The sequence below is a fragment of the Sulfitobacter sp. PR48 genome, assembly GCF_028807335.1.
Lineage (GTDB): Bacteria > Pseudomonadota > Alphaproteobacteria > Rhodobacterales > Rhodobacteraceae > Sulfitobacter.
In genome coordinates this window covers 215,324-241,591 of sequence record NZ_JARAMM010000005.1, presented here as the reverse complement: position 1 = coordinate 241,591, position 26,268 = coordinate 215,324, and the positions used below count along the sequence as shown (strand labels likewise).

Annotated in this window: 23 protein-coding genes; 13 read left to right on the top strand and 10 right to left on the bottom strand. The window is 63.8% G+C overall.

What is annotated here, in order from left to right:
* Window positions 1-134 precede the first annotated feature (134 nt).
* From PVW51_RS08965 to PVW51_RS08950, 4 genes are all read right to left on the bottom strand, one after another.
* Window positions 135-1,439: a lysine N(6)-hydroxylase/L-ornithine N(5)-oxygenase family protein gene (locus PVW51_RS08965; RefSeq protein ID WP_274574628.1), complete on the bottom strand. Its 1,305-nt coding sequence runs from the start codon at window positions 1,437-1,439 to the stop codon at window positions 135-137.
* Window positions 1,436-2,479, bottom strand: a complete 1,044-nt coding sequence (locus PVW51_RS08960; RefSeq protein ID WP_274574627.1) for a GNAT family N-acetyltransferase — start codon at window positions 2,477-2,479, stop codon at window positions 1,436-1,438. Before PVW51_RS08960 ends, PVW51_RS08965 begins: the two co-directional genes overlap by 4 nt.
* A gap of 81 nt (window positions 2,480-2,560) precedes the next feature.
* Window positions 2,561-3,727, bottom strand: a complete 1,167-nt coding sequence (locus tag PVW51_RS08955; RefSeq protein WP_274574626.1) for a PLP-dependent transferase — start codon at window positions 3,725-3,727, stop codon at window positions 2,561-2,563.
* A complete protein-coding gene (locus PVW51_RS08950; protein ID WP_274574625.1) occupies window positions 3,724-5,049 on the bottom strand; it encodes an MATE family efflux transporter in 1,326 nt (441 codons plus the stop codon). The genes PVW51_RS08955 and PVW51_RS08950 overlap by 4 nt, the downstream gene beginning before the upstream one ends.
* 169 nt (window positions 5,050-5,218) lie before the next feature.
* On the opposite strand from PVW51_RS08950, the gene PVW51_RS08945 reads away from it, so the two are divergent.
* The 3 genes from PVW51_RS08945 to PVW51_RS08935 all read left to right on the top strand — a co-directional run bounded on the left by PVW51_RS08945 (window position 5,219) and on the right by PVW51_RS08935 (window position 10,623).
* Window positions 5,219-5,485 carry an MbtH family protein gene (locus PVW51_RS08945; RefSeq protein WP_274574624.1) on the top strand — a complete coding sequence of 89 codons (267 nt, stop codon included), beginning with the start codon at window positions 5,219-5,221 and terminating at the stop codon, window positions 5,483-5,485.
* Complete coding sequence (locus PVW51_RS08940) at window positions 5,482-9,351, top strand: amino acid adenylation domain-containing protein (RefSeq protein WP_274574623.1); 3,870 nt, start codon at window positions 5,482-5,484, stop codon at window positions 9,349-9,351. The genes PVW51_RS08945 and PVW51_RS08940 overlap by 4 nt, the downstream gene beginning before the upstream one ends.
* Window positions 9,352-9,639: 288 nt before the next feature.
* Window positions 9,640-10,623, top strand: a complete 984-nt coding sequence (locus tag PVW51_RS08935; RefSeq protein WP_274574620.1) for a Bug family tripartite tricarboxylate transporter substrate binding protein — start codon at window positions 9,640-9,642, stop codon at window positions 10,621-10,623.
* Between the two features lie 146 nt (window positions 10,624-10,769).
* Here the strand turns inward: PVW51_RS08935 and PVW51_RS08930 are convergent, their stop codons facing one another.
* Window positions 10,770-11,555 carry a helix-turn-helix domain-containing protein gene (locus PVW51_RS08930; RefSeq protein ID WP_274574618.1) on the bottom strand — a complete coding sequence of 262 codons (786 nt, stop codon included), beginning with the start codon at window positions 11,553-11,555 and terminating at the stop codon, window positions 10,770-10,772.
* A 131-nt stretch (window positions 11,556-11,686) separates the two neighbouring features.
* Between PVW51_RS08930 and PVW51_RS08925 the strand changes: the two genes are divergently transcribed.
* Window positions 11,687-12,070, top strand: a complete 384-nt coding sequence (locus tag PVW51_RS08925; protein ID WP_274574617.1) for a hypothetical protein — start codon at window positions 11,687-11,689, stop codon at window positions 12,068-12,070.
* Between the two features lie 200 nt (window positions 12,071-12,270).
* Here the strand turns inward: PVW51_RS08925 and PVW51_RS08920 are convergent, their stop codons facing one another.
* Window positions 12,271-12,711: a helix-turn-helix domain-containing protein gene (locus tag PVW51_RS08920; RefSeq protein WP_274574727.1), complete on the bottom strand. Its 441-nt coding sequence runs from the start codon at window positions 12,709-12,711 to the stop codon at window positions 12,271-12,273.
* Window positions 12,712-12,790: 79 nt separating this feature from the next.
* On the opposite strand from PVW51_RS08920, the gene PVW51_RS08915 reads away from it, so the two are divergent.
* A complete protein-coding gene (locus PVW51_RS08915; RefSeq protein ID WP_274574616.1) occupies window positions 12,791-13,993 on the top strand; it encodes an MFS transporter in 1,203 nt (400 codons plus the stop codon).
* 6 nt (window positions 13,994-13,999) lie between these two features.
* Here the strand turns inward: PVW51_RS08915 and PVW51_RS08910 are convergent, their stop codons facing one another.
* The 3 genes from PVW51_RS08910 to PVW51_RS08900 are packed head-to-tail and all read right to left on the bottom strand — an operon-like array spanning window position 14,000 to window position 16,082.
* Window positions 14,000-14,794 carry a metal ABC transporter permease gene (locus PVW51_RS08910; RefSeq protein ID WP_274574615.1) on the bottom strand — a complete coding sequence of 265 codons (795 nt, stop codon included), beginning with the start codon at window positions 14,792-14,794 and terminating at the stop codon, window positions 14,000-14,002.
* Window positions 14,794-15,567, bottom strand: coding sequence for an ATP-binding cassette domain-containing protein (locus PVW51_RS08905; protein ID WP_274574614.1), 774 nt, complete (start codon window positions 15,565-15,567; stop codon window positions 14,794-14,796). Before PVW51_RS08905 ends, PVW51_RS08910 begins: the two co-directional genes overlap by 1 nt.
* The gene (locus tag PVW51_RS08900) at window positions 15,564-16,082 is read right to left on the bottom strand and encodes a transcriptional repressor (RefSeq protein WP_274574613.1); all 519 of its coding nucleotides are present in this window, start codon (window positions 16,080-16,082) and stop codon (window positions 15,564-15,566) included. Before PVW51_RS08900 ends, PVW51_RS08905 begins: the two co-directional genes overlap by 4 nt.
* A 56-nt stretch (window positions 16,083-16,138) precedes the next feature.
* On the opposite strand from PVW51_RS08900, the gene PVW51_RS08895 reads away from it, so the two are divergent.
* The 8 genes from PVW51_RS08895 to PVW51_RS08860 all read left to right on the top strand — a co-directional run bounded on the left by PVW51_RS08895 (window position 16,139) and on the right by PVW51_RS08860 (window position 24,459).
* Window positions 16,139-17,191, top strand: coding sequence for a zinc ABC transporter substrate-binding protein (locus PVW51_RS08895; RefSeq protein ID WP_274574611.1), 1,053 nt, complete (start codon window positions 16,139-16,141; stop codon window positions 17,189-17,191).
* A 167-nt stretch (window positions 17,192-17,358) separates the two neighbouring features.
* A complete protein-coding gene (locus tag PVW51_RS08890; protein ID WP_274574610.1) occupies window positions 17,359-18,276 on the top strand; it encodes an NAD(P)/FAD-dependent oxidoreductase in 918 nt (305 codons plus the stop codon).
* Window positions 18,273-19,484, top strand: a complete 1,212-nt coding sequence (locus tag PVW51_RS08885) for a GTP-binding protein (RefSeq protein ID WP_274574609.1) — start codon at window positions 18,273-18,275, stop codon at window positions 19,482-19,484. The genes PVW51_RS08890 and PVW51_RS08885 overlap by 4 nt, the downstream gene beginning before the upstream one ends.
* On the top strand, window positions 19,391-19,771 hold the full coding sequence (locus PVW51_RS08880) for a DUF6525 family protein (protein ID WP_338019754.1): 381 nt from the start codon (window positions 19,391-19,393) through the stop codon (window positions 19,769-19,771). The genes PVW51_RS08885 and PVW51_RS08880 overlap by 94 nt, the downstream gene beginning before the upstream one ends.
* Window positions 19,768-21,273 (top strand): ABC transporter substrate-binding protein, encoded by a 1,506-nt coding sequence (locus tag PVW51_RS08875; protein ID WP_274574607.1) that lies wholly within the window; start codon window positions 19,768-19,770, stop codon window positions 21,271-21,273. Before PVW51_RS08880 ends, PVW51_RS08875 begins: the two co-directional genes overlap by 4 nt.
* Window positions 21,270-22,199 carry an ABC transporter permease gene (locus PVW51_RS08870; protein WP_274574606.1) on the top strand — a complete coding sequence of 310 codons (930 nt, stop codon included), beginning with the start codon at window positions 21,270-21,272 and terminating at the stop codon, window positions 22,197-22,199. Before PVW51_RS08875 ends, PVW51_RS08870 begins: the two co-directional genes overlap by 4 nt.
* Window positions 22,196-23,014 carry an ABC transporter permease gene (locus PVW51_RS08865; protein WP_274574605.1) on the top strand — a complete coding sequence of 273 codons (819 nt, stop codon included), beginning with the start codon at window positions 22,196-22,198 and terminating at the stop codon, window positions 23,012-23,014. Before PVW51_RS08870 ends, PVW51_RS08865 begins: the two co-directional genes overlap by 4 nt.
* Window positions 23,011-24,459, top strand: a complete 1,449-nt coding sequence (locus PVW51_RS08860; protein ID WP_274574604.1) for an ABC transporter ATP-binding protein — start codon at window positions 23,011-23,013, stop codon at window positions 24,457-24,459. Before PVW51_RS08865 ends, PVW51_RS08860 begins: the two co-directional genes overlap by 4 nt.
* On the opposite strand, the gene PVW51_RS08855 is transcribed toward PVW51_RS08860, so the two are convergent.
* Window positions 24,445-26,085: a XylR N-terminal domain-containing protein gene (locus PVW51_RS08855; RefSeq protein ID WP_274574603.1), complete on the bottom strand. Its 1,641-nt coding sequence runs from the start codon at window positions 26,083-26,085 to the stop codon at window positions 24,445-24,447. The genes PVW51_RS08860 and PVW51_RS08855 overlap by 15 nt on opposite strands.
* Window positions 26,086-26,268: the final 183 nt, after the last annotated feature.

Genomic DNA, 26,268 nt, shown 5'->3' with positions numbered 1-26,268 from the left:
GTAGCGGCTAAAAGCGATCTACCTGGCACAAGCTGAGTGAATGAGCGCTTGGTACATGAGAAGCCGAGACACGCCAAGCGTTAGTTCCGCGACCGGCGAACATCCCCCGCGTGTATGGCGCGGGGGCGTCCGTGTCATTCGGCGGCGATGGCCTGCGCCTCGTTGACCAGCGTGCCGAGCACCGCGACAATCTCGGCCGATCTTTGCGCCAGCACCGACAGCAGGGTATCGCTCAACCCGTGGCTGCTTTCGCTGTAGCCTTGAACGAAGACAGCGGGCCGGAAGCCGGGCTTCATGGACAAGCGGTAATCCCGGCGGGTTTCCGTGGCTTCACACAGTGGGGCCAGCCCATGCAGGACACTGGCATCGAGTTTTCTGGAATAGCCGGTCGCAAAAACAACCTTGTCATAGAGCTTCGTATCGCGCGCCTTGCGGCCGCGCAGCTCGACCCGGAGCTTCGCATCCTCCGACGACATGGCAACAACCTGTGTCTGACTGCGCAACCGCAGCCGACCCGCGCCGCTCACGGATTGCTCGTAAAGCATCGCATAGATGGCACAGATCAGATCCTCGTCGACCACCGCGTAATTTGTCCCTGACAGCTCATCGAGCAGACCGCGCCGGAGACTTTCGGACATCTCATGGAACCGGTCGGTTTGTTCAGGGGCGAAAATCTCGTTCACGAAGGGGGAATCGTCGGAGGGTTTCATCGCCGATCCGCGCAGGATGAGATCAACCTGCGGCGCTTCCGTTCTCTGGGCGAGATCGGCAAAAATCTCTGCCGCGCTCTGGCCCGCCCCCACGACGGCAATCCGGTCCCCCGCCTTCAGCGCCGGCACGACCCGGCTCATGTAGTCTTTGGAATGGAACAGGCGGTCATCGCCGCGCAGGCCGTCACATACCGGCGGCAACTTCGGCGCGCCGCCCGGCGCAATCACGAGGTTTCGTGCATGGTAGACATGTTCAGCCCCCGCGCTGTTGCGCGCGGTGACGCAGAGCGTCTGAACAGTGCCGCCCGCGCCGACATTGCCCAGCGGTTCGATACCGCACACGTTCCGATCATAATCACAGTAGTCAAACTGTCCGGCAACCCAGCCGAGATAGTCGTTGAACTCGACCCGCGACGGGAAAAACGTCTTGCGATTGATAAAGGCGTTCATCCGCCCCTTCTTGTGCAGGTAATTGAGAAAGCTGTAGCGGCTTTGCGGATTACGTTGCGAGACGAGGTCCTTGAGGAACGAAATCTGCATATCCGTGCCGGGGATCATCATGCCGGGATGCCAGGCGAATGCGGGCCGCGCTTCAAGGAATTTCACCCGGATCGGCAGCCCCGCCTCTTCGATCGCAATCGCAAGCGACAGGTTCGAAGGGCCGAAACCGATGCCGATCAGGTCGTAGATCTCATCGTCGTTCCGGGGGGGTTGGGTGGGTGCAGTCATGTCCAGTCTCCTGTTGAGGGAAGGCGGGCAGGGGCAAAGCAGAGCGGTGCGCCCCCGCCGGTCTCTGGCCGCGCCCAGAGGCGGGCCTCGAAGAAATGCTGGCGTTCGAGAGCGACGAGGCTGGCACGTTTGTGGGAAAAGTCGAACTGGCGCAGATGGGCAAAGCCACCGCGCGACAGATTGGCAAGCTGTCGGGCGTGGCTGGCTTTCGGCTCGCCCATCACGGTCTGGGTACGCGGTTCCGCGAGGAACATGTAATGCATGAGCGAAGGCATCCATGCGGTGACGTAATCGGCCCCGCGAATATCCTCTTCGCCGATCAGGACATGCCAGCCACGATCCCATGCGGCGGCGTCATATTGCGCGCCCAGCCGGTTCTCCCGGCACCAGTATAGCTCGAAATAGCCGAAATCGCGACCGTCCAGCGCCCCGATCAGCGGCAGCATATGCGGGTCGGCCAGGAGCCGCGCGATATAGTCGCGGTGTTCATCCAGCGTCCCCGCCTCTTCGAAAAACTCCGCCACGCGCGGATCGTTCTGCCAACGATGGAATGTTTCGAGATCGGAGATGTCGAGCGCCCGCAGCGTCAGCCATTGGTCGAGCCAGGGGATATGACGGCGATACAGCACCCCTTCGGACCGGGGCGGGCGGATCGGATGACGGCCATGCGGACCTTGCGTCCAGAGCGTCGGATAGGTCGGCACGGTTCGGGTCAGCCAGCGGTCCGTCACCTGCCAGAAGGCAGCGGGCAGAACCAGGGGGCCGATCTCTGTGGCAAGTGCGATCCCCTTTTGCATCAGCTCTGGCAAAAGCGGTGCCCAATCGGCCCCCTTGAGGCGGATCGCGACCTCCGGACCTTGCGTGGTCAGCGCCTCGAAGGCGGCCAGCGCCCGGGCGCAGGCATCCTCGCCCGGCGGGGCAGAAAGCTCAATCCGCCCGCCCCCCAGATCCCGGAGCCGCTGCGGCTCATATCCGGCGATTTCGATACGCTCGCCGATCCGGCGCGCAAGAAGCGGTTGTTCAGTCAGGTCACGAGGCATGGCGGCTCTCCTTTGGTGTCTCTCTTGGCAGGGTCCGGAGCAAAACCCGGCAGAAGTTGCCCATTGTTTGATCCGCGTCCCTCATGCCGCGACCTGCCCGGCCCGGTTGAGCGCCTGGCCGAGATCGGAGAGCAGGGCCCCCACCGGCTCCAGCCCCACGGCGAGGCGGATGGTGCGCGGGCTGACGCCGAAGCGTTGGAAGGAATTCGCCGCCCCGGCGAGGCCACAGGCGGCCTGCCCCGGAACAATCAGGCTTTCCGGTCCGCCCCAGCTCACACCCAGACGGATCACTCGCAGCGCATTGCAGAACCGTTCGACATCAACACCCTCCGCAAGGTCAAAGGCGAACAGCCCGCCGCAGCCGGTCAGCCCTTTGGGCATCTCCGAGAGGCCGGGGTGATGCACCGCGGTGACCCGGGGATCGTCAGCCAGTGTCCGGGCGATGGTCAGCCCGCTCTCCATATGGGTGCGCATCCGAAGCAGCAGCGTCCTCATCCCGCGCAGCACCAGAAACGCATCCATCGGGGCCATGCGCCCGCCGTAAAGATGCGTTGCTTCGTGGTCGATCCTGGTGATCAGCTCTTTCGGCCCGGCGACCAGCCCGGCCAGCGTGTCACTGTGCCCGGAGAGGTATTTCGAGGCGGCATGAACGATGAGGTCGATGCCAAGGGCGGCAGGTTTCTGGAACACCGGGGTGGCCCAGGAATTGTCGATCACGGAGAGCACCCCAAGGCGCCGCGCTGCGGCGGCAATGGCGGCAACATTCTGGGGCTGGAACGTCCAGCTTGTCGGGCTTTCCAGATAGACCAGGCGCGCGCCCGGCAAGGCGTCGATCACGGCCTGCGTGTCGGTGCCGTCGACATAGATCGTCTCGACCCCGAACCGGCGCAGAACCGTCTCAAACAGGCGATAGGCATCGGAATAGAGATGCTCGACCGTGACGATCCGGTCTCCGCTTTGGACAAAGGGCAGTACCGCGCCGCAGATCGCGGCCATGCCGGAAGAGAACCCGCGCGCGGCCTCTGTCCCTTCGAGCCGGGCGATCAGCCCCTCCAGCTCGCTTACCGTCGGGTTGTCACCGCGCGAATAGACCAGGCGGTCCGAGCGTCCGGCAAAGACATCGGCGATCTGCGCGTAGCTGTCGAACAGAAAGGAAGAGCTTTGAAAGATCGGCGGGGCGCTGGCCGAAAAGGGCGGCTGGTGAACCGGGCTGATGAGGTCAGGAAAAGTCGGATCAGATGTGGTCATGCGGAAACTCCCGATGTGGTGGCGGAAAGGCGGCCCTGACGCATCAGCATCAGCGCCAGAAGAGCGGAAAGGCAGGCGGCAAGCGCCATGGAAACGGGCAGGGCGGACAGCCCGAAAGGCGGCACCAAGAGCGCCAGCAAAGGCCAGAACAGCCACCCCATCGGGGCCAGCCCGAGGAGAAGCGCGGCACGGGGGCGGATCGCCGCCTGAAGGCCGATCTGCGCCACCAGGCGCAGCGCCACGGCAGGGACACACAGGGCAAGCCAGCCAAGTGCGGCAACGCAATGCGCCTGAACATTCGTGTCAACGCTCAGAACCCGGCTCACCGGCACCGCGCCGAGCCACAGCACGATGCCCAAAGCCGCCCCCACGCCCAATGCGCCCCGGAGCAAGAGCCGCTGCGCATCAGCCGCGCGCCGCGATATACCGGCCCCGAAAGCATGGGCGAGAACGGGCTGAACGCCGATGGCAAACCCTTCCAGCGGCAGGGTCACGACAAACACGAGGCGCAGGGCAAGGCCCAATCCGGCCACCGCCGCGACGCCGCCCAGATCGGCAGCGAGGCGCAGCAGAGCCGTGAGGCCGAATGTGGTCACAGCCAGCGCCGCCGCCTCCGGCAGGCCGACACGCAGCATCGGCGCCAGCAGCGAGAGGGTTCCCGGCTTCGGACGCCGGGCGGGGGCGCGGAACCAGACGGCCCAGACCGACAGCGTGACGATCTGGGCGGTCAGCGTTGCCCAGGCCGCGCCGTTCAGCCCCAGATCAAGGCCAAAGATAAACAGCGGATCGAGCGCCATGTTCAGCCCGAAACACAGAGCAAGTGTCTTGAGGCTCATCGCTGCGTGTCCGCGCCCGATGGCAAGAAAGTCGCACAGGATCTGGATCAGCCCGAAGGACATCGTGAGGGTCAAAAGCGGGTAGTAGGCGCGGGCAGGTGCCAGGCTTCCCTCGGGTGTGCCAAGCAGGTCCAGAACCGGCGCGCGCAGGATCTGGAGCAGGCACCACAGGGCAACCGCCAGAACGCCAGCCACGCAGAAGGCAAGCCCCGCGATGCGGCGGGCGCGTTCCGGATCACTCGCACCAAGCGCCCGCGCCGATGTGCTTGCGGCCCCGACGCCCAGCCCGACACCCAGAGCCGCGATCAGGCCCGCGAAAGGCGCCAGCAGCGTCAGGACCGCCAGAGGTTCCGCGCCCAGCCGCCCGACAAAGCCCGCATCCACCACCTGATGCGCGGCGTTCAGCGACAGCCCGGCCATGGCGGGCAGACCCAGACGCAACATCAGTCTGGGCAGGTTCGGATCGGCAAGGTCGAGTGCGTTCATTCTGTGGTCCAGCATGCGGGGTCTCACACCAAGACGTGCGGGCAATCGGGAAATTCACAGCCAGAGGAGAAAAAATCGAAAGAAGCGAAAATTTAATCCGCCAAGGTGAATTTCGCGCTGCCCCGCACGTCTGAGAGGAAACAGTTCACATTCGGACCGGAGGTTTTCGATGTCGCACCCACCCCAGACCAGTTTGCAGATACAGGCCAGCTTGCAGGCAGATTCCCTGACCCATCCTCAGGCGCAATGGTGCATCCTGCGCAATCACGAAGGCCGGTATTCCGTACATCCCGCAGCCTATGATCCGCCCGCGGGCTGGTACCTTGCCGGTGGCCCGGACACGCGCGACGCCTGCCTGGCTCAAATCGCGGAAACCTGGACCGACATGCGCCCCGAGGCGTTGAAAGCGGCCATGCGGGCGGAGGCGTCGGCATGAGCAAGGATCTGGTCATCGACACCTCCGCCGTCACCCTGCAGCCGCGCCGCCTCGGCGATCTGGAAAAACGCATTTTCGCGCATGAACAGGTGGGCGAACTGGCGGCCTTTGTCCCGGAAGTTCTCATCCTCGGATTGGATGCGCGTCATTCTGAGGCACAGATTGTCAATGCGCTCGACGCGGTGCTCAACCACCACCCCGCGTTCACCTCCCGGTTCGAACAGCGCCCCGGCGGCGAGGTCTGGCGGCATTTTGACTGGGGAACGCCGCTGACGCATTGCGGCATGGGTCTGCGCGCGGATGTGCGCCACCGCTGCACCGCGCAGCGCCCCGTGTTGCGCGGCCAGATGGCGTTTGCCGATCTCTGGACGGCACGATCCGGGGGGCATTTCCTGGCTCTTACGCTGCATCCAATTCTTGCAGATGACGGTGTGTTTGCCACGATCGAGGCGGCGCTTTGGCGGGAGCTCGGGATCATGGAGGGGCCCGAGGTGGCGCCTGCGCCCACACCGGCCAAAGACCGGGTCACCCGGGCGCGCGATCTGAGCGGCTGGCAAAACCTGCTCGACAGCTATGCGATTGCCCGTATTCCCCCGCGTCCGGCGACGACGGAGGACACCGCCCGCCTGCGGGTTTCCCGTCTGTTGCCAGCGCCCCTGTCGGCGCGCCTGCAAGCGGCGGGGACCGAGAGTGTTCTGGCCACAGCACTTGCGCTTGTGTTGCACCGTTACACCGGGCTGCGGAACCTGCGCTTTGCCCTCGGCTCGCCCGCTGTATCCGACCATCGTCATGCCGGTGTCATGCCGCTTTGCGCGGCCCTCGATCCGTTCAAGGGCTTTGGTCAGGCGCAGGCCCGCATCGCCCGCGCCATTGCAGAGGGCCGCGCGCATCTTCTGCCTGCCGAGGTGCTTATTCAGGATCGACTGAGCCGCGCCGATGCGGACCGGCATCCGCTGGGCGCGGTGTCGCTGCACGTCTTGCCGGTCCGCGACCTGCCCGAGGGGATCACCCGCATTGCCCGGCCTCTGCCGCCCCTGGCCGAAGAGGTGGTGATTGTCGCGGAACATGCGTCAGAGGGTCTGCGGCTGATCGCCGATGTGGAGGCGGGATTGTTCACCGAGGCCCAGATTGCCCGGTTTCTTACCCATCTTGAGCGGATGATCACCGACGGGCTGGACAGTCCCGAGGCACCTACGGCGCGCATCGCGCTGGTGTCGCAACAGGAACTGGACGCGCTCTCTGCACCCTACCAGGATGACACGCCCATCGACCGGCGCGCGACCCATGAGATCATTGCGGATCACGCCCGCGCCACGCCGGACAAGATGGCGGTGATCTGCGGCGAAGACCAGTTTACCCATGGCATGCTCGACGCACGGGCCAATGCCCTGGCGCATCACCTCGTCACGCTCGGTGTTTGCGCCGAGGTGCCAGTCGCGATCCTGATCGAACGCGGGGCCGATGCCATGGTGGCGATCCTCGCCGCGATGAAGGCGGGCGGGGCCTATATCCCCGTGGAACCGGATCATCCCGAAAGCCGCAATCACCACATCCTTTCCGATGCGGGCGTGCGGGTTGTGCTGACCCGCCGGCGCTATCGCGACAGGCTGCCGGATGGGCTGTCCGCGACGGTGCTCTGCCTTGAAGATTTCGCCGACCCGCTGCGCCTGGACGCGCCGCAGGTGGTGATCCACCCCGACCAGCTCGCCTATGTCATGTATACCTCCGGCTCGACCGGAAAGCCCAAGGGCGTTGCCGTCGAACACGGTCCGCTCACCGACCACAACCAGACCACCGCGCGTGTCTATGAGATGAGTTCGGAAAGCCGCGAATTGCCGTTCCTGCCGTTCTCCTCGGACGGCGGGCATGAGCGCTGGATGGTGCCGCTGATGATGGGCGGCTCCGTGGTGGTGCCCGACGGGCCGCTCTGGACCCCGGAACAGACGCTGGGCGCGATGCGCGAACACGGCTGCAACAACGCGTCGATCCCGACCACCTATCTGCAACAGCTCGCCGAATGGGCCGAAGAGACCGACAGCGCCCCGCCAATGCGGCTTTACAGCTTTGGTGGCGAGGGCTTGGCGCAATCGACCTTCGATCACCTGTCCCGCGCGCTCAAGGCCGCGACCCTGATCAACGGCTATGGCCCGACGGAGACGATCATGACACCGATGGTGTGGAAAGTCGCCGCCGGCACGCGGTTCGAGGGGGTCTATGCCCCCCTTGGCCGGGCCGTGGGCGACCGGCGCGCCTATGTGCTCGACCCCGAGATGATGCCCTGCCCGCAGGGCGTTGTCGGTGAGATCTATCTTGGCGGCACGGGCGTGGCACGCGGCTATGTCGGCAAACCCGATGTCACCGCCGACCGGTTCATTCCCGATCCCTTTGGCCCGCTGCTCGACGGGACCTCCGGCGCGCGGCTTTATCGCACCGGCGATCTGGGACGCTGGCGCGAGGATGGCACCATCGAATTCGTCGGCCGAGTCGATCTTCAGATCAAGGTGAACGGCTACCGTATCGAACCGGGCGAGATCGAGGCCGCGCTGCTGACCGATGCCGATGTGAGCGAGGCCCTGGTGCTGCTGCGCGAAGATGGCGCGGCAAAGCGGCTGCTGGCCTATGTGGTGGGGCCGGAGCTGTCGGCAGGCGAGGCGCTGCTGGCCGGGCTGGAGACGAAACTGCCAAGGCACATGTTGCCCGAGGCAGTGATCGTTCTGGAGAAGATGCCGACCAATCCGAATGCGAAACTTGACCGTGCGGCCCTGCCCATGGTGCCGGTTCAGACCCGCAAGGGCGCGGGTGTGCCGCCTGTGGGCGAGGCCGAGGAGGCGATCCTCACGCTCTGGCGCGAGATCATCGGCGCGCCGGAGATGGGGGTCACCGACGATTTCTTTGCCATGGGCGGCAAGTCTCTCCTGGCTTTGAAAGCCCTCGCGGGGATGCGCAAACGCTGGCCCGGCACGGCGCTGACCATCGCGGACCTCTTCGATGCGCCCAGCGTGCGCGCCATCGCGGCGCGGATCGAGGCGGGCGGTCAGACCGGGCGCAGTGCCATTGCACTGCGCGCTAGCGGCACGAAACCCCGGCTCTATTGCTTTCCCGGTCTGCTCGTGTCCACGCGCGAATATCTGCGGCTCACCGATTACCTCGGCCCGGATCAACCGGTGACCGGCTTCCTGTGCCATTCGCTCAACGAGGAGAAAAGGCTCAATGTCTCCGTCGAAGAGGTCGTGGCGCAATATGCCGACCACATCCGCCGCGAAAGCGCCGGGCAGCCGGTTGCCTTCCTCGGCTGGTCCTGGGGCGGGTTGCTTGCCTGGGAAGCGGCGCGCCAGTTGCAGGGGGAGGTCGACCTGCGCCTGACGGGCATGGTCGATGTCTGCGATCTTGGCACGGATTTCATGCCGGGGGTCACGCCGGAGTTTGCCCCGGGCGAACGCGAGGCTCTGGCGCAAGACCTGCAGGTCTGGCTCGGCAAGACCAGGATGCGCGCGCAATGGGACAGGCTCATCGGCGCGATGGATGCGGAATGTTACGACCAGTTCCTGCGTTTTATCGGCAATGAGGCGGAGCCGCTGCCGTTTGACGGGCCGGAAATTTCGAGCCGGGAACACACCTTCTGGGTGCTGATCGACAATGCATTGGTATTCCGCCAACACCGCCCCGCGCCGCTCGACCTGCCCGTGGCCTCGTTCAGCGCGGGCGACAGTCTCAGCCGGGGGCTCAACCTCATGGATTGGCGCCGTCTGTCGCCGCGGGCCACCCCGGCCGAAGTGGTGAACGGCACCAACCACCTGCATATCATCGGCGAGACGCGGTTCCACAGCCGGTTCAAAGCACGGCTGGATGCGGCGTTTGACGACTGAGTGAGGGGGCTTCGGCCCCCTTCCGGCATTGCCGGCTTGCTTGCCGCCTGCATCGGGCGCGACGGGTCAGCCGCCAACAACAAGGGGCATCCCGGCGGGTGGTCGTGACGGCCAAGGGGGTGAATTCTGGCTCTGACGGGCCTTCGATGCAAACGGAGGTGCCGGCCTCTGCCATTCATTTTTGCAGCCTTTGACCAACTTCTGCTCAGTTTCACGGGCAACGAAAAACAATGACACTGCGCCTGTCTTTGTCGCACCTGCGACGTTCCGCTCTGAGGAGGAGAGCCCATGATATTTTCGTTTACACAGTCTTTGCGCGCGGCAGCCGCCGCCTGCCTGGTGACCGTATCGGCCACAGCGCTTTATGCGCAGGACAGCTGGCCTGCCGGTCCGGTCGAGGTCGTGATGCACACCAAGCCCGGCGGCACGTCCGACATTTTCATCCGCACCCTGGCCGAGTCGCTGGAGCCCGCCATCGGCCAAACCATTGTGGTCCAGAACGCCCCCGGCGGCGGCGGTGCCGCACAGATGGCCAAAGTCCGCTCCGCCAAACCGGATGGGCTGACGCTGGGCATCAACACGCTGACCCATTTCACCGGCATGGCCACCAACCTCAAAGGCACCTTCGCACCGGAGGATTTTTCGTGGATCGCGGGGGTTCAGGTTGATCCGATCCTCTACTACGTGCGCGCAGACAGCCCCTATAACACCATGGCAGAGGCTGTCGCCGCCGCCAAAGCCAACCCGGGCAGCGTGTCCATCGGCGGTTTCGGCCCCGTCGGATCCATGCAGAACCTCGGCACCTCGATGATCGAAACGGCAACCGGCGCCAAGTTCAACTGGATCGGCTATGAATCCACGCCGGACATCACGACCGCGCTTCTGGGCGGGCACATTGATATCGCCGTCTCCAACCTCGGCCCCACAGCCGCGTTCTTTGAAGCTGACCGGATCAAGGGCCTGGGCGTCCTGAATGACAAACGGCTGACGGGCGCACCCGATCTGCCAACGCTTGCCGAACAGGGCATCGAAGTGGACACCAGCTGGGTCCAGGTCCGTGGCGTCTTTGGCCCCAAGGACATGCCGCTGGAGCTGCAACAGCAGATCGCTGATGCGTTCCACGATGCAATGAAAGCGGATTCCTACCAAGAATATGCCAAGAGCACAGGTGTCACGGATTCCGATATGGGCCCCGAAGAATATGCCAAATTCGTCGAGACAATCGGCGCCGTCGCTGTGACACAGCTGACTGCGGCAGGTCTGCTCCAGTAACGTTACGGCTTGCGGCTTACCCCGTTTGCCGGTCGAGGCGGTCCTTTCGATGAAGCCGCCGCTGGCGACGGGACATTGGCTCAGCTACCTGTGAAACCGCCGACTGACCTGGTTTCCTCCGCCTCCCAGATTGGAGGCGGAGGATGTTACGCCAAGGCTTGCGCCGTTCGGTCGTCTGCCGGGAAAAATGCCTCGATCGTGACCTCGGACAGGGCAACGTCGACGGCGGTTCCGAATACCGTAGTAGTACTGAGGAAAGACAGCGGCCCTGCATCTGCCTTCAGTCTGAGCGGAATTGCGATGCTGCCCGCTTGCGCGGCGTCTGATGCCAGGTTGCCCCCGGGTCCGGACACGGGATAGGCGGCAAGCTCGTCGCGCAGCTGCGCCAGCCTGGCGTCCGCCGAATACGAGATGTCGTGATCCAGCCGGTTAAGCAGATGCGCACGCCACTCCGCGAGGTTCAGAATGCGCGGGGCCAGCCCCTCTGGATGCAGGCTGAGCCGCAGCACGTTGACCTCGCCCGTCAGCAGATGCGGCGCGGCATCTGACATCAGGCGCTGCGCTGCCGCATTGGCGCAGATCAGACCCCAGTGGCGATCTACCGCCAGGGCGGGATGCGGCAGATGGCCATGCAGGACCTTTTCGATCATCCCGCGCATGCCGGATTGTTCCGGCGTGTCCAGCCGGTGATGCGGGTAATGCGGCGCATGACCTGCCGCCGTCAGCATCGTATTGCGCGCCCGCAAAGGCACGTCGAGGTATTCGCTGAGCAGCAGCACCATGTCCCGGCTGGGACGCGCGCGCCCGGATTCGACAAAGCTGAGGTGCCGTTGCGAAATTTCGACCTCGCTGGCCAGGGCCAGCTGACTGAGCCTGCGCCGTTGCCGCCATTCCCGCAACTGCCGCCCTACGGTTTCCGATGTGTTGTTCATGGCAATTGTCTACCGCGCTGCCTGCCGGCAAACAATTACCTCCCAGGTAATCGACCCCAGCAGCGCTGGCGGGCAAATTCCAGACAGACGCCGCCGGATTGGCGCGTTGAACATCCGCAAAGGAGACAATCATGTTACATCAAAGCCAGATACCCGCGTTGCAAACCATTCTGAAACTCGATTCCGCCACCTGCGCGCTGATGGGCGCGCTGTTGGTATCTGCATCCGGGTTGGTGGCAGGGGTTACCGCAATTCCGGCAGATCTGCTGTTCTGGGCGGGGTTGCTGCTTTTGCCCGTGGCCGCGTTCATGGCGGTTCTGGCCGGGACCGTCTCGGTGCCCTCGCTGGGGACCTATCTGGTGATCGGCGGCAATGTGCTGTGGATTGCGGCGAGCCTGGCGCTGCCCGTTAGCGGCGTTATATCGCCAAACGTCTTTGGCTGGATCCTTGTGCTGGGTCAGGCCGTTGTCGTGGCCGGTTTCGTCTGGGCGGAATGGACCGCTGCGCAGCGCTGAGCGCGGGCGTATCCGCTGCGACAACCGACATGAAAAGCAAGGCCCTGCGTTCGGAGCCTGCCCGGAAACATTTGATGCAACGCCGACACCGTTTGGGGGCGTTGCATCTGCCACGTTGGCATGAAACCAACTGCTCGCTGGACCTGCCGCCGATCAGGGAAACGTCGCCTATCGGCGTGATCCATCGACGGGGCTGCGGTTCACCGCAATCCGGCAGATGCCTTTGAACGGCTCTTTGCCTTCTTTGATTTTCGCCGCCCCATGACACCGACAAGACGTCTGAAGGTCGGGCATTCCATGTGCGACGGTGCCGGGCAATCGGCCACGTGCCGCAGAGTATCGCGCAGGGCCGTCAGCTCGCGGATCTGCCGATCCAGATCGTCCGCGCGGTCGTGCAATTCCTGGCGCGGCAGGTCCGGTCTCCCGTCTCGGCCGAACATGCCAGCGATGTCTTCAAGAGAAAATCCCGCCGACTTTCCCATCGAGATCAGCGCAAGCTGCAACAGCACATCGGGCGCGAATTGACGCCGAAGCCCGTGCCGGCCGACCGATGAGATCAGGCCGATTTCATCATAGTAGCGCAGGGTCGACGCCGGAACTCCGACCGTTTGCGACACCTCGCCGATATCGAGCATTTTCATACTTGACCTCAAGTTGGCTTGAATTCGTAGGATGGCTTCCCACACCATTTTTGGCAAGCGGAGACGCAAATTGAAGGTCATGAAATCATCCGAACCGACGGCTGCAAGGCTTGGCGCATTGCTGTGCCTGTCGCTGTCGATGCTGCTGGCTTCGCTGGGCACCAGCATAGCCAATATCGCGCTGCCGACCCTTGCGGTAGCCTTTGAGGCGCCGTTCCATGAGGTGCAGTGGATCGTGATCGTCTATCTTGTTGCACTCACGCTCTTTGTTGTGCTCGCCGGGCGGCTTGGGGATCTGTTCGGCCGCGCGCGGATGCTGCTGCTGGGGCTGATTGTCTTCTCGCTGGCATCCGCCCTGTGTGGCTGGGCACCCAGCCTTTGGGCTCTGGTTGCGGCCCGCGCCGCGCAGGGCATCGGCGCGGCTTTCCTGATGACTTTGACCATCGCCCTGGTCAGGGAGATGGCTGGCGGCGAAAGTGTCGGGCGCATCATGGGGCTGCTTGCGACCATGTCTGCGGTTGGAACGGCCTTGGGGCCATCGCTGGGCGGGTTGTTGATCGGGTTGGCCGGGTGGCCGTTTGTCTTCTTTATCCTGGTCCCGATCGGCCTGGGCGCGGCAGGTCTGGCGTGGCGATTCCTGCCGTCGGCTGCGCCGGGCATCACGTCGCCACGGACGGGGCTTTCCGCGCTGCGCGAAAAAGGCGTCATCCCCGGCATGGCCGCCAATCTTCTGGTGGCAAATCTGATGATGGCCACGCTGATCGTGGGGCCATTCTATCTTGGCCTGGGGCTTGGGTTCAGCCCTGTAACTGTCGGTCTGGTCATGTCGCTTGGGCCGGTGATTTCGATCTGCGTCGGTGTGCCTTCCGGCTATCTCGTCGATTTCTGGGGCGCGCCGCGCGTGCTGCTGATCGGGCTTGCGGGGCTGGCTGCCGGTGCATTTGCCCTGTCGGCCCTGCCGACGGTGATCGGCGTTTATGGCTATATTGCCGCCATCATGATCCTGACACCGGGATATCAGATGTTCCAATCTGCCAACAACACGATGGTCATGGCAAATGTCCCTGACGGCGCGCGCGGCGCGGTGTCGGGCCTGCTTGGCCTGTCGCGCAACTTCGGGCTTGTCTGTGGCGCCTCGGTCATGGGCGCCGTTTTCTCCTTCGGTGCGGGGACAAGCATCGTCGAAGCCGCGGCACCCGGTGCGATTGGCAACGGCATGCAACTGACATTTGCCCTTGCCGGAGCAACCATGGTCGCAGCCCTATGGGTGACGCGGCACTGACAGGCCCTAACCTTGGGTTCGCACCCCCTTGAGGATGCTTGTAAGCAGAAAGATGATGGCCGCAACGCAAACGATGGAAGGGCCCGCGGGTGTGTCCAGGGCATAGGCGGCACGCAAACCGGCTATGGCTGATCCGCCACCGATCACGGCGGCGATCAGGGCCATTTCTTCCGGCGTGCGCGACAGCGCGCGCGCGGCGGCGGCGGGGATGATCAGCATCGCCGCGATCAGCAGGACGCCGACAACCTTGATCGCAACGGCGACGGTGATGGCAAGCGCCAGGGTCAGAACCAGTTGTTCGCGCTTGGGGTCGATGCCCCCGGCATAGGCAAGCTCTTCGCTCAGGGTTGCTGTCAGCAGCGCGGACCAGCGCCAGCCGATCAGCCCGACGACCAGAACGGCACCGCCCCAGATCACAGCCAGATCGCCGCGCGACACCGCCAGAATGTCGCCGAACAGATAGGCCATCAGGTCGATGCGGATGCCGGACAGGAACGAGACGGCGACCAGCCCGAAGGCCAGGGCGGAATGAGCCAGGACACCCAGAAGCGTGTCCATTGCGTAACCACGACCGGTCAGCAGCGTGACGGTCAGGGCCATGGCCAGGGCCACAGCCACGGCGCCCGCAAAGATCGACACCTGGAGCGCCAGGGACAATGCCACGCCAAGGATCGCGGCATGGGCCGTTGCATCGCCGAAATAGGCCATGCGGCGCCAGACGACGAAACTGCCCAGAGGGGCGGCGGCACAGGCCACACCGATACCGGCCAGTGTTGCACGGGTCATGAAATCGTCCAGCATTATTCAACGGCCTCGGTTTTGGTCTGTGGTGGATGGTCGTGCCCGTGGTCGTGGTTGCAGGTTTCATCATGCGCGTGATCATGGTCGTGGCGGTACAGCGCAAGTGCCCCGCCGGTGCCGGAGCCGAAAAGGGCACGGTATTCCGGCGCGGCCGATACGATTTCCGGCGTGCCCTCGCAGCAGACATGTCCGTTCAGGCAGATGACCCGGTCTGATGCGCTCATCACCACGTGCAATTCGTGGCTGATCATCAGGACGGCGCACCCGGTGTCTTTGCGCACGTCCTCGATCTGACGATAAAAGGCGGCGGAACCGGGTTGATCGAGACCCTGCGTTGCCTCGTCCAGCAGCAGGATTTCGGGCTCATTGATCAACGCGCGTGCCAAGAGAACACGCTGCATCTGGCCGCCGGACAAGGCTGACATCTGGCGCCGCGACAGGTCCGGGACACCGGCCCGGGCCAGCGCCCGAGCACAGGCGTCGCGCGCGATCCCGCCCGGAAGCCGCAGGAATCTCTCAACCGTGATGGGCAGGGTCGGGTCGATGTGCAGTTTCTGCGGCACGTAGCCGATGCGCAGCGCAGGCTTGTGCGTGATCCGCCCCGATGCGGGGCGCACCGCGCCGATCAGCGCCCGCAGGAGCGTGGTCTTGCCGGAGCCGTTCGGGCCGACAATGGTCACGATTTCACCGGGTTCGATGGCGAGCGATACATGGGCCAGTACCGTTTCGGCCCCGTAGCCGACGCTGATGTCTTCAACGGTGACAAGGCTCATGGTGCGGCATTCTCCGCACAGGCGGGGCATAGGCCGACGGCCTCGACCACGGTCCGTTCGATCTGAAACCCCGTTGCGCGCGCTGCCTCTCCGAGGGAGCCGCGTGCGGGTGCCGATTGTGCTTCGGCAACCGAATCGCAGACTCTGCAGATCATGAAGGCAGGCGAATGGTTGGCACCGGGATGTGCACAGGCAACAAAGGCGTTCAGCCGCTCGATCTTATGCGCGAAACCATTGGCAACCAGGAATTCAAGCGCACGATAGGCGACAGGAGGCTGTGACCCGAAACCGGCGTCACGCAGCCGGTCCAGTGTTTCATAGGCACCTAGGGCGCGATGTTCCTGCAGCAGAATCTCCAGCGCCTTGCGCCGGACCGGGGTAAAGCGCAGCCCGTTGTTGGCGCAATGCGCCTCGGCCGCGGCCACTGCGGTATTGATGCAATCGGCATGGTCGTGCTTGTCGAAACCGACCGGATCTGACGGTGTTTCATGATCTGTCTGCGACCCACTTGTCATGTTATTACATTTCCTGTATCCGACCTGTAACGTTATAAAATCACATGGAGTTGGAGATGTCCAGAAACCTCGCGCCCTGGTCCCTGGCGGCTGTGCTGCTGGCCGGAACGGCCCTCGCGGATGTGCCGAATGTGGCCGTCGATATCGCACCGGTGCATGCGCTGGTCGCCCGCGTAATGGAAGGGGTGGGGGAGCCGTCGCTGATCGTGGCACCCGGTGCCAGCCCGCATGAATACAGCCTGCGCCCCTCCGAGGCGAAGGCCCTGCAGGATGCGGAGCTGGTGTTCTGGGTCGGTCCCGAACTGACCCCCTGGCTGGACGATGCAATCGACACGCTGGCGGACGATGCCACAATTGTGGCGCTGATGGAGTCCGAGGGCACCACGGAGCTGCCTCTGCGCGAGAATGCATTGTTCGAGGCGCATCACCATGGCGATGAGCAACATGCCGAAGATCATGAAGGGCATGATCATGCAGAACATGAAAACCACGATGACCACGCGGATCATGCCGAAGAACACGACGGTCACGATCATGCCGGTCACGAACATGGGGAGCACGATCATGGAGAGCAAGAACATGCAGGCCACGACCACGGCGATCACGACCCGCATGTCTGGCTGTCCCCGGACAATGGTTCGGCCTGGCTGAACACGATTGCTGCCGCGCTTTCAGCGGCTGATCCGGACAATGCCGGAGCGTATTTTGCAAATGCCGCTGCGGGACGCGAGGAACTGGCGGATCTGCGCATTGAAATCAACAGCATCCTGGAACCCCTGCGCGGTGCCAACTTCATCGTTTTCCACGATGCCTACCAATATTTCGAAGCGGCCTTCGATTTTCCGGCATCAGGCGCAATTTCCGTTTCTGATGCCACAGATCCGAGCCCGGCGCGCATTGCCGAGATTCAGGAGCGTGTCGCGGACCAGAAGGTGACCTGCATCATGTCCGAGCCGCAATTCAATCCGGGCATTGTCGCCTCGGTCATGGAAGGCACGGCGGCGCGCACGGGAATTATGGACCCATTGGGTTCTGACCTTGAACCGGGTGCGGACCTTTATCCGCAACTCTTGCGCAACCTGGCGACCTCGCTGGCGGAGTGTCTCTGACGCATCAGGCGTTTCCTGCTGCGGACACCCTGTGGCGCAGCAGGAGGCTCGCGGATTTTCGGGCCTCCAAGATGTGATGTAATTACATAATGAATGGAGCGCGCGGAGGCGTCCCCCAAACAATCAGATGTGGCTTTGGCCGCAGGATCCATGACGAAAGGTAACAGATGTACGATGTAATCGTTATTGGCGGAAGCTTCGCGGGCCTCACCGCTGCCCTTCAGCTTGGGCGGGCCAGCCGGTCGGTTCTGGTGATAGATGCCGGTTTGCCGCGCAACCGAACTTCGGCGGGGGCGCATGGGGTCGCGGGATGGGATGGCATTGCGCCCGCTGAAATCCTTGGCCGGTTCCGAGATGATCTGAAGGCATATCCCCATTTAAGCCGGCGCGGCGGCAAGGTGACGGCCATCGGCGGCCAGATGGGTGGTTTCTCCGTGACGCTGGAAAACGGCGAGGATTTTGCCGCAAAGCGCCTCATCCTGGCCCATGGCGTGCGTGACATCCTGCCGGATGTTCCCGGACTTGCAGAGGGCTGGGGCCGTCAGGTGCTGCATTGTCCCTATTGTCACGGTTACGAGGTGAAAGGCGAACCAATGGCCGTCCTTGCCACCTCTCACATGGGTGCCCATCAGGCGCTGATGCTGCGCGCCGACTGGAGCGACCGCGTAACGCTGATCACGGGCGGGATGGACGGTCTTGACCACGCGGCACTTGAACTGGCCGGTGTCCAGATGGACAGCAGGGCATTGGAAGCCGCGCAGATTGACGAGAGCGGCATTACCCTGAGCCTGTCCGGCGGCGACAGTCAGAGATTTGCCGCCCTGTTCCTGGGGCCCCGGACCACCCTGGCGGAAAGTCCGGCGGCGCATCTGGGATGTGCCCTGTCCGACGGGCCGATGGGGCCTTTCGTGAAAGTGGGGCCGATGGCGCAGACCAGTATTCCGGGCGTCTTCGCCGCAGGAGATGTCGCACGTCCGATGCCCAACATAAACTTCGCTCTTGCCGACGGGGCGCAGGCAGGAAGCGGTTGCCACGCCTCGCTGCTGTTTCCCGAAATCGTCACACCCGTGGAGGCCGCCCAATGACTGACCCGCGTCTGCCCGTAACTGTCCTGTCCGGCTTTCTGGGGGCCGGAAAGACCACCTTGCTCAATCGCGTGCTGAACAACCGCGAGGGGCGGCGTGTGGCCGTCATCGTCAACGACATGTCCGAGGTGAACATCGACGCCGATCTTGTCCGCGAGGGCGGCGCAAACCTGAGCCATACCGATGAAACCCTGGTCGAGATGTCGAACGGCTGTATCTGCTGCACCCTGCGCGATGATCTTCTGCAGGAGGTCCGGCGCCTGGCCGAGGATGGTCGCTTTGACTATCTGCTGATTGAATCCACCGGCATTTCAGAGCCGCTGCCCGTGGCGGCGACTTTCGATTTCCGGGACGAGGCGGGGAACAGCCTCTCGGATGTGTCGCGCCTCGACACGATGGTGACGGTGGTCGATGCGGTGAACCTGCTGCGCGACTACGGCAGCCACGATTTCCTGCGTGACCGTGGCGAGACGCTGGGCGCAGACGACGAGCGCACGCTGGTCAACCTGCTGGTCGAGCAGATCGAGTTCGCCGATGTGGTGATCCTGAACAAGGTCGCGGATGCCGCACCGCATCAGGTTGACGCGGCGCGCAAGATCATCCGCAGTCTGAACGCCGATGCGCGCATCATCGAGACCAGCCATTCCGAGGTGCCCGCCAGTGCCATCCTGGACACGGGGCTGTTCGACTTTGAAAAGGCACATGAACATCCGATGTGGGCAAAGGAGCTATATGGCTTTGCCGACCATGTGCCGGAGACCGAGGAATATGGCGTGGCCAGTTTCGTCTACCGCGCAAGGGCACCCTTCGAGCCAGAGAAGATCCTGTCGGTCCTGAACGGTGCGCTTCCCGGTGTGATCCGCGCCAAGGGGCACTTCTGGATTGCCACCCGTCCCGATTGGGTGGCTGAATTCAGCCTCGCCGGGGCATTGTCATCGGTCAAGCCTCTGGGCACCTGGTGGGCCTCCGTTCCGCGTGACCGCTGGCCGGATCACGAGGGCGCGCGCCAGTACATGGCTTCGCATTGGTCGGAACCCTGGGGCGACCGGAGGCAGGAACTGGTGTTCATTGGTGCCGGTATCGACTGGCCGGTGATCAAGGCGCGGCTTGATGCATGTCTCGTGCCCGAAAACCTTGCACCCGGTCCCGACGCCTTGCCCGAGATGTCCGACCCATTCCCGGTCTGGCGATCTGCGGAGGCAGGGTGATGGCCCCAACCAACCGCGGTGCAACCAGCCTCAGAACCAGGCGCCGTGCCGAAGACCCGATGCAGGTCTTTGATGCGCTGCCGGCCCCGATCCGATCCTGGCTATCCCAGGCGGCGCTGCCGTGGTCCCCGGCGTCCTGCCGGATGATCCTGCGGCGGGCGCGGGCCTGCGGCGAAGGCATTGAGGGCGCCATCGCGCGGCTGAATCGCGCCCAACAGAGAACCCTTTCCCGCGACCGCCACGTCGCACTACCACGCTCTTTCTTCAAACAGGATACCAACAGATGACCAGAACTTTCCTCAAGACGGCCGTGGCTCTCGCATGTTTCGCGATGCCGGTGCTGGCGCAGGCGGACAACAGGCTTGATGTCGTCGCACAATTCGAGATCAAGGCGCCGGAGACCGCGACCAGCGGTTACATCTTTACGCGGATGGGGGTGGCCGAAACACTGGTGAACGCAAATGCCGATGGTGAACTGACCCCCGGTCTCGCCACCTCCTGGGAGGTTTCGCAGGACGGGCTGACTTGGGACTTTGCCCTGCGCGAAGGCGTGGTTTTCCACGACGGCAGCGCGATGAATGCAGAGGCCGTGGTCAATGCGCTTGAGATTGCGCGCGCCAAACCCGGTCCGTTGCAGGACTTGCCGATTACAGGCATCGCGGCGGGTGACGGCGAAATCACTGTCACCCTGTCGGAGCCAATGGCGGCTTTGCCCGCGTTCCTGGCCGAATACCGGTCCCAGATCCTGTCGCCCGCATCATATGCTGCGGATGGCACGGGGGTCGCGATCATCGGCACCGGCCCCTACCGGATCACCGCGATGGAGCCGCCGCTGAGCCTGGATGCGACGGCCTTTGCCGAATATTGGGGGAATGCGCCGCATATCGCGGATGTCAGCTATTCCGGTGTCAGCCGGGTCGAAACACGGGCGCTGATGGCAGAATCCGGCGAAGCCGAATTCGTTTTTGGTCTTGATCCTGCCAGCGTCTCGCGGCTGGGCATGCTGGATGATGTCGAGGTACTCTCGGTTGCCATTCCCCGCACGCTTCTGATCAAGGTCAATGCGGGTCACCCGTTTCTGGCCGAACCCGATGCCCGCCGCGCGCTGAGCCTTGCGATTGACCGTGCCGGTATCGCACAGGCGGTGCTGCGCTATCCCGAAGGGGCCGATCAGTTGTTCCCGCCTTCCACCGCAGACTGGCACAACGATGCGCTTGCCCCTCTCGCCTATGAGGTGGAGGAGGCCAAGAAGTTGCTCGCCGGCCTGGGATGGGAACCGGGCAGCGACGGTATCCTCACACGGGACGGGGCGCGTTTCGCGGTCACCCTGACAACCTATCCTGACCGGCCGGAACTGCCGCTGGTTGCCGCGGTGCTGGAACAGCAGTTCCGCACGATCGGTATTGACCTGACCGTCAACACGACCAACTCCTCAGAAATTCCCGCAGGGCATCAGGATGGCTCGCTGGAGCTTGGCCTGATCGCGCGCAACTTTTCTCTTGTCCCAGATCCGATTGGCACAATCCTGTCCGACTACGTTGGCAATGGCGACTGGGGGGCGATGAACTGGCAGAACGAAGAATTCGCAACGCTTCTGCGTGGTCTGGCGCGGGGTGACGGCGGAAACGCGGAACGTGCCAGGGCATCTGAAATCCTGCAATCGGAGCTGCCGATCATCCCGATTGCCTGGTATCGGCAGACGCTGGCCGTATCAGACAGGGTGACAGGCGCGGAAATCGACCCGTTCGAGCGCAGCTTCGGCCTGGAGAACATCCGGTGGGCGGAATGAAGGTGCTTGTTTCGCGCCTGGTGCAGGCGGTGATGGTCGCGATCCTGATCGGCACCGCCACATTCATCATGATGCGCAGCCTGCCCGGCGATGCGGCCTGGCGCATTGCTGCGGGCCGTTACGGCTATGACAACGTCGATGCCGCTGCCGCCGATACGGTGCGTGGGGAACTGGGCATTGACGGCCCGGCGCTGCCTGCCCTGCTGCAATGGCTGAGCGATCTGGCGCGGTTCGATTTTGGAAATTCGCTTGTCAGCGGCCAGCCCGTGATGGACGAGATCGTGCATCAGCTGGGCGCGTCGGCCTCCCTCGCGCTGGTGGCGCTTCTGCTGTCGCTGGTCATCGGGCCACCCCTTGGCATTCTTGCGGGGCTCAGGCCGGGCGGGATGCTGGACCGTGTGCTGTTGGTCGCCTCGACCGGGGTAAAGGCCGTTCCGCAGTTTCTCATGGCGCTTGTCCTGATCGTGCTGCTTGCCGTGCACCTGCGATGGCTGCCCGCGGCAGGACACGGCGAGCTGCGCCATTTCATCCTGCCGGGCCTGACACTTGCCCTTGGACTGGCGGCGGTCAATGCGCGCATCACGCGGGACGCCATGGCACGTATTGCGGATATGCCTTTCTGGCGGTTCGCCCAATGGAAGGGGCTGTCCGAACGGCAAACCCTGCTGCGGCACGGGCTGCGCAACGTCTCTGTGCCGCTGATCACCTATCTTGGCCTGCAATTCGTGACACTTGTCGAAGGGGTGATCATCGTTGAATCGATCTTTGGCTGGCCCGGCATCGGACACGCACTGGTTCACGCCATATTCTCACGGGATGTGCCGATGGTGCAGGGCACGGCGCTGGTGCTGGGGCTCGGCTTTGTCATCGTCAACAGCGCCATCGACCTTGCCGTGCGGCGTCTTGATCCGAGGGTTGCGGGATGAGCAGTATTGATTTCCAAACAACGCACCGCCTGCCGCTGTCGCCAATGCGCACGGTCGGCATCGGCCTGATCGCGCTGGTGGCTGCCATTGCATTGCTTGGCCCCGTGATCGTTCCGGGCAATCCCCTTGCGCAGTCCCTGATCAAGGCATTGGCAGGGCCGGAAACCGCCGCGCCGCTGGGCTATGATCACCTTGGCCGGTCGGTTTTTCACCGTCTGGCCGATGCGCTGCGCCTGTCGCCTGTCATCGCCCTGGCCGCGGTGGCAACAGCCGGCGCTGCGGGGCTGGTCCTGGGCACGCTTTCGGCGGCCAAAGGGGGCTGGATCGACCGGATTTTCGTCATGCTGGCGGATGCGCTGCTGGCGCTTCCGGGCCTGTTGCTGGTTCTCATTGTGCTGGCCATGGTGCCGGGGACGGCGCTTGGGTTCTGGGCGGGACTGTCGCTGGTGCTTTGGGTCGAGTTCTTTCGCCTGACCCGTGCGGCCACGCGCGAAACCCTGACCTCGCCCGCCGTGCAGGCGTCCAGGCTTCTCGGGTTCGGTCCGGTCTATCTTTTCCGCGTCCATATCTGGCCCGAAATCGCGCCGATGATGCTGACCGCCGCTGCCTTCGGAACCGCCACTGCGATCATGGCCATTGCGGCGCTCGGGTTTGTGCATGTGGGCATGCGCGCGCCCACGCCTGAACTGGGCCTGATGATGGTTGAACTGCTGCCCTACTGGCGCGAGGCGCCGTTGGCGCTCCTGTCGCCGGTCGTGGCCACATTTGCCCTGCTGCTGGGCCTTACCCTTCTGGCCGGGAGCCGTGAAACATGAGCCTGTTGATTGCCGAAGACATCACGGTCCGGGACGGGGCCACATCCCTTTTGTCGCCGATATCGCTGCACCTCGATCCGGGAGAACCACTGGTCATCCTGGGTGAAACCGGATCGGGCAAGAGCCTGCTGGCGCAGGCCCTGATGGGCACGCTGCCCGAGGGGTTGGAGGCAAAGGGCCGTGTCGCCATTGGCGACCGTGTCCTGAATGCCGGAACCCCGGATCGGTTCCGGGGGCTTTGGGGCCGTGAAATAGGCGTTCTGCCGCAAGAACCGTGGCTGTCGCTTGATCCCCTGATGCGGGCCGAAACGCAGATTGCCGAGGCACATCGTCTGGTGCGCGGCCTGTCGCCCCGGGTCGCACGGGCCCGCGCCGCTTCCGACCTGTCGGAGCTTGGTCTTGCCGAGGCCGGATCACGGTTTCCGCATCAACTGTCCGGCGGCATGGCGCAGCGGGTGGCCATCGCCGCCGCCCGTGCCGGGGGTGCCCGCATCGTGATTGCGGATGAACCGACCAAAGGGCTGGATGCCGCGCGCCGGGACGAGGTCGCCGATCTTCTGTTGTCCGAAATGGGGCAGGCGGGCGGATTGCTGATCATCACCCACGATCTGTCACTGGCCCGCCGGATCGGCGGCAGGCTTATTGTCCTGCGCGCCGGTCAGGTAGTCGAAAGCGGCACGACCCGAGACATCTTTGCCGCGCCGGGTCAGGCCTACACACGGGAACTTTTCGCCGCCGACCCGGAAAGCTGGAGCCCCCGTCCGTCAGCGGCGCATCCCGGCCCTGCGGTGGTCAGCGCCGAAGACCTCGCGCTGGTCCGGGGTCAGCGGACCTTGTTCCAAGGTGTTTCGCTTGAGATAGCGGCGGGGCAGGTATTTGGCGTCACCGGCCCCTCCGGATGCGGCAAATCCTCGCTTGGTGATGCCATTCTTGGGCTGATGCCGCCCGCCCATGGGCGGATCAGGCGGCAAGGTGGCGCGCATCCCTTTGCCTTCCAGAAACTCTATCAGGATCCCGTCGCGGCCTTTCCGCGCAAGCGCAGGATTGGCGAGGCTCTGGCGGATGTGGTGACAATGGCGGGCTGTGCTGCGCGCGAGGTTGATGTGCTGATGGAGAGCCTTGGCCTTGACCCCAAATTGCTGCGGCGCAGGCCCGGTGCCGTGTCGGGTGGGGAGTTGCAGCGTTTGTCCTTGCTGCGCGTCTTGCTGCGCAAACCCGCCTTCATATTCGCAGATGAACCGACCTCGCGGCTCGACCCCATCACGCAGGCCAGTGTGATAAGGCTTGTGACGGGCGCTGCGGATACCGACGGTATCGCCGTGATGATTGTCAGTCACGATCAGGCCCTGATCCGCAATACCGCAGACAACGTGCTGTCACTGTCGGAGCCTGGCAACGAGGAGACCGCCCCGCGCCACCGGCGCCGTGCATCATCGCTGTCGTGAGGTTCTGGCACCCTGCGCGGTCAGGCGATAATCCAGCTTCGCCCGGGTAAGACCAAGGCGACGGGCGGCGGCTGACACGTTGCCGCCCGCTTCCTGCAGCGCAAGCTGTTCAAACTGCGCGACGACGCCATCTATGGACATATCCTGATCCAACAGCGCCTTGAGGGAGGTCCAGACCGCTTCGATTTCGTCCTCGGTTGGCAATCTGCCGACCCCGGTTGTCTCCAGCGGGGACGGGTCAACCGCCAGGGATCGGGCGATATCTTCGGCTGTGATCGCCGTGGGGGTCGCCGATTGAAGGGCCGCCCTCAGGATCGTGCTTCTCAGCTCGGGCAGGTTGCCGGGCCAGCTCTGGGCCCGGATGAAAGTACGCGCATCCGGGGTAAGGTGACCTTCGAACCCGGATTTCTGCGTGCTGAGGTGAGACAGGTAAATGTCGCCGAACAGCGCAATGTCATCCTCCCGCGCAGCCAGCGCCGGCAATGTAACGGGCAGAATGGACAGCGCATGAAGGAATTCTGCCCGCAAATTGCTGCTGCGCTGTAACCGGGGCAAGGACAGATGCGATATACCGATCAGCATGAAGTTCTCGGGCGCCGCGCCGTCGGTGTGCACCAGATCCACCAGCTCAAGCTGCGTGTCGAGGGGCAGATCCTCCAGCGTTTCGATCACCAGGGTCTGTTCCCGCGCCCCCTTTTTGGTCAGCGTATGGCGAATGTTCTGTATCAGCGCCGGCAGGGTATCAGATGCGCCATGCACACGGTGCAACTGGCCGGATGGAAACCGCCTTGTGTGAAGCCAGGCCGCAGCCTTGAAACACCCTGCGCCATCAGGCCCGGTGATCAACGTGCTTAATCCCGCCCTCGCCAGTTGCTCAAGCTCCCGGTGCACCGGGGCCACGATCATGTCTTCCAGAATGCCCGCTGCCTTGCTGCCCTGTGCCACGCCTTCCTTGCGCATGCGCGGCGAAGTCTCGGGCCGTGTGACCAGCACTTCGTCCAGAAAAATGCGCACGAAGGGGTCGTCCTTGCCCCAATCGTCGACGGTCTTGCCCACGACACGGCAGGATTTGTCGCCCATCGCCGCGCAGCTTACCTCCTTGTAAAGGATCAGCTTGCTGAAAAAGACACTGGCGTATCCGGCGGCATATCCCGTCTGCGCCCAGCACACCGGTTTGGTCGCGCGCCCGTGACGCCGCGCGTATTCCATCGCCTCGACGGAATCGTGCCAGAGAAAATCACCGGAAAACCGGTTGTTCTTGAAATCGAAATCATTGTGAAGCGTTTCAACGCGCACGGTGCCTGTCACCATGTGAATGCGCGTGCCCGCCGTGAAGGCATCTCCGATGTCGAGATTGGGCCAGGCGCGCCGGATGAATTCCGCATCCTCGCGGCCGTTGCGATAGCCAAGGCGCAGCAGCAGCACCATTGCCTCATGTTCGCCGAAGCGCCGGATGAGCTCGTCCTGCAGGTCTGCGCCAAAGGTCGCCCGGGAAAGCACCATGCGCGCGCCGTTCAGCTCGATGCTGCCGCGCGAAGGCCGGAACGTCATCCGGTCCAGCATGTCAGCCAGGGTCGGACGCCCGCCGCGGTCCAGAAATTCCAGTTCGTCACGATGTGTCTTCATCGGGGTACTTAACCATATCATCAGACGATTTCATCATATAATTAAGCCGCGATGCAGAAATGTGGGCCTGCATCCATTCTCTGTCCCAGCCCGGCCAACAAATCTTTCCCTGTATTCCTTACTAAAGGCCGCTCAAAACGCGGTTGCTGCGTTGCGGCACGAAAAAAGATTTTGACGCCATGA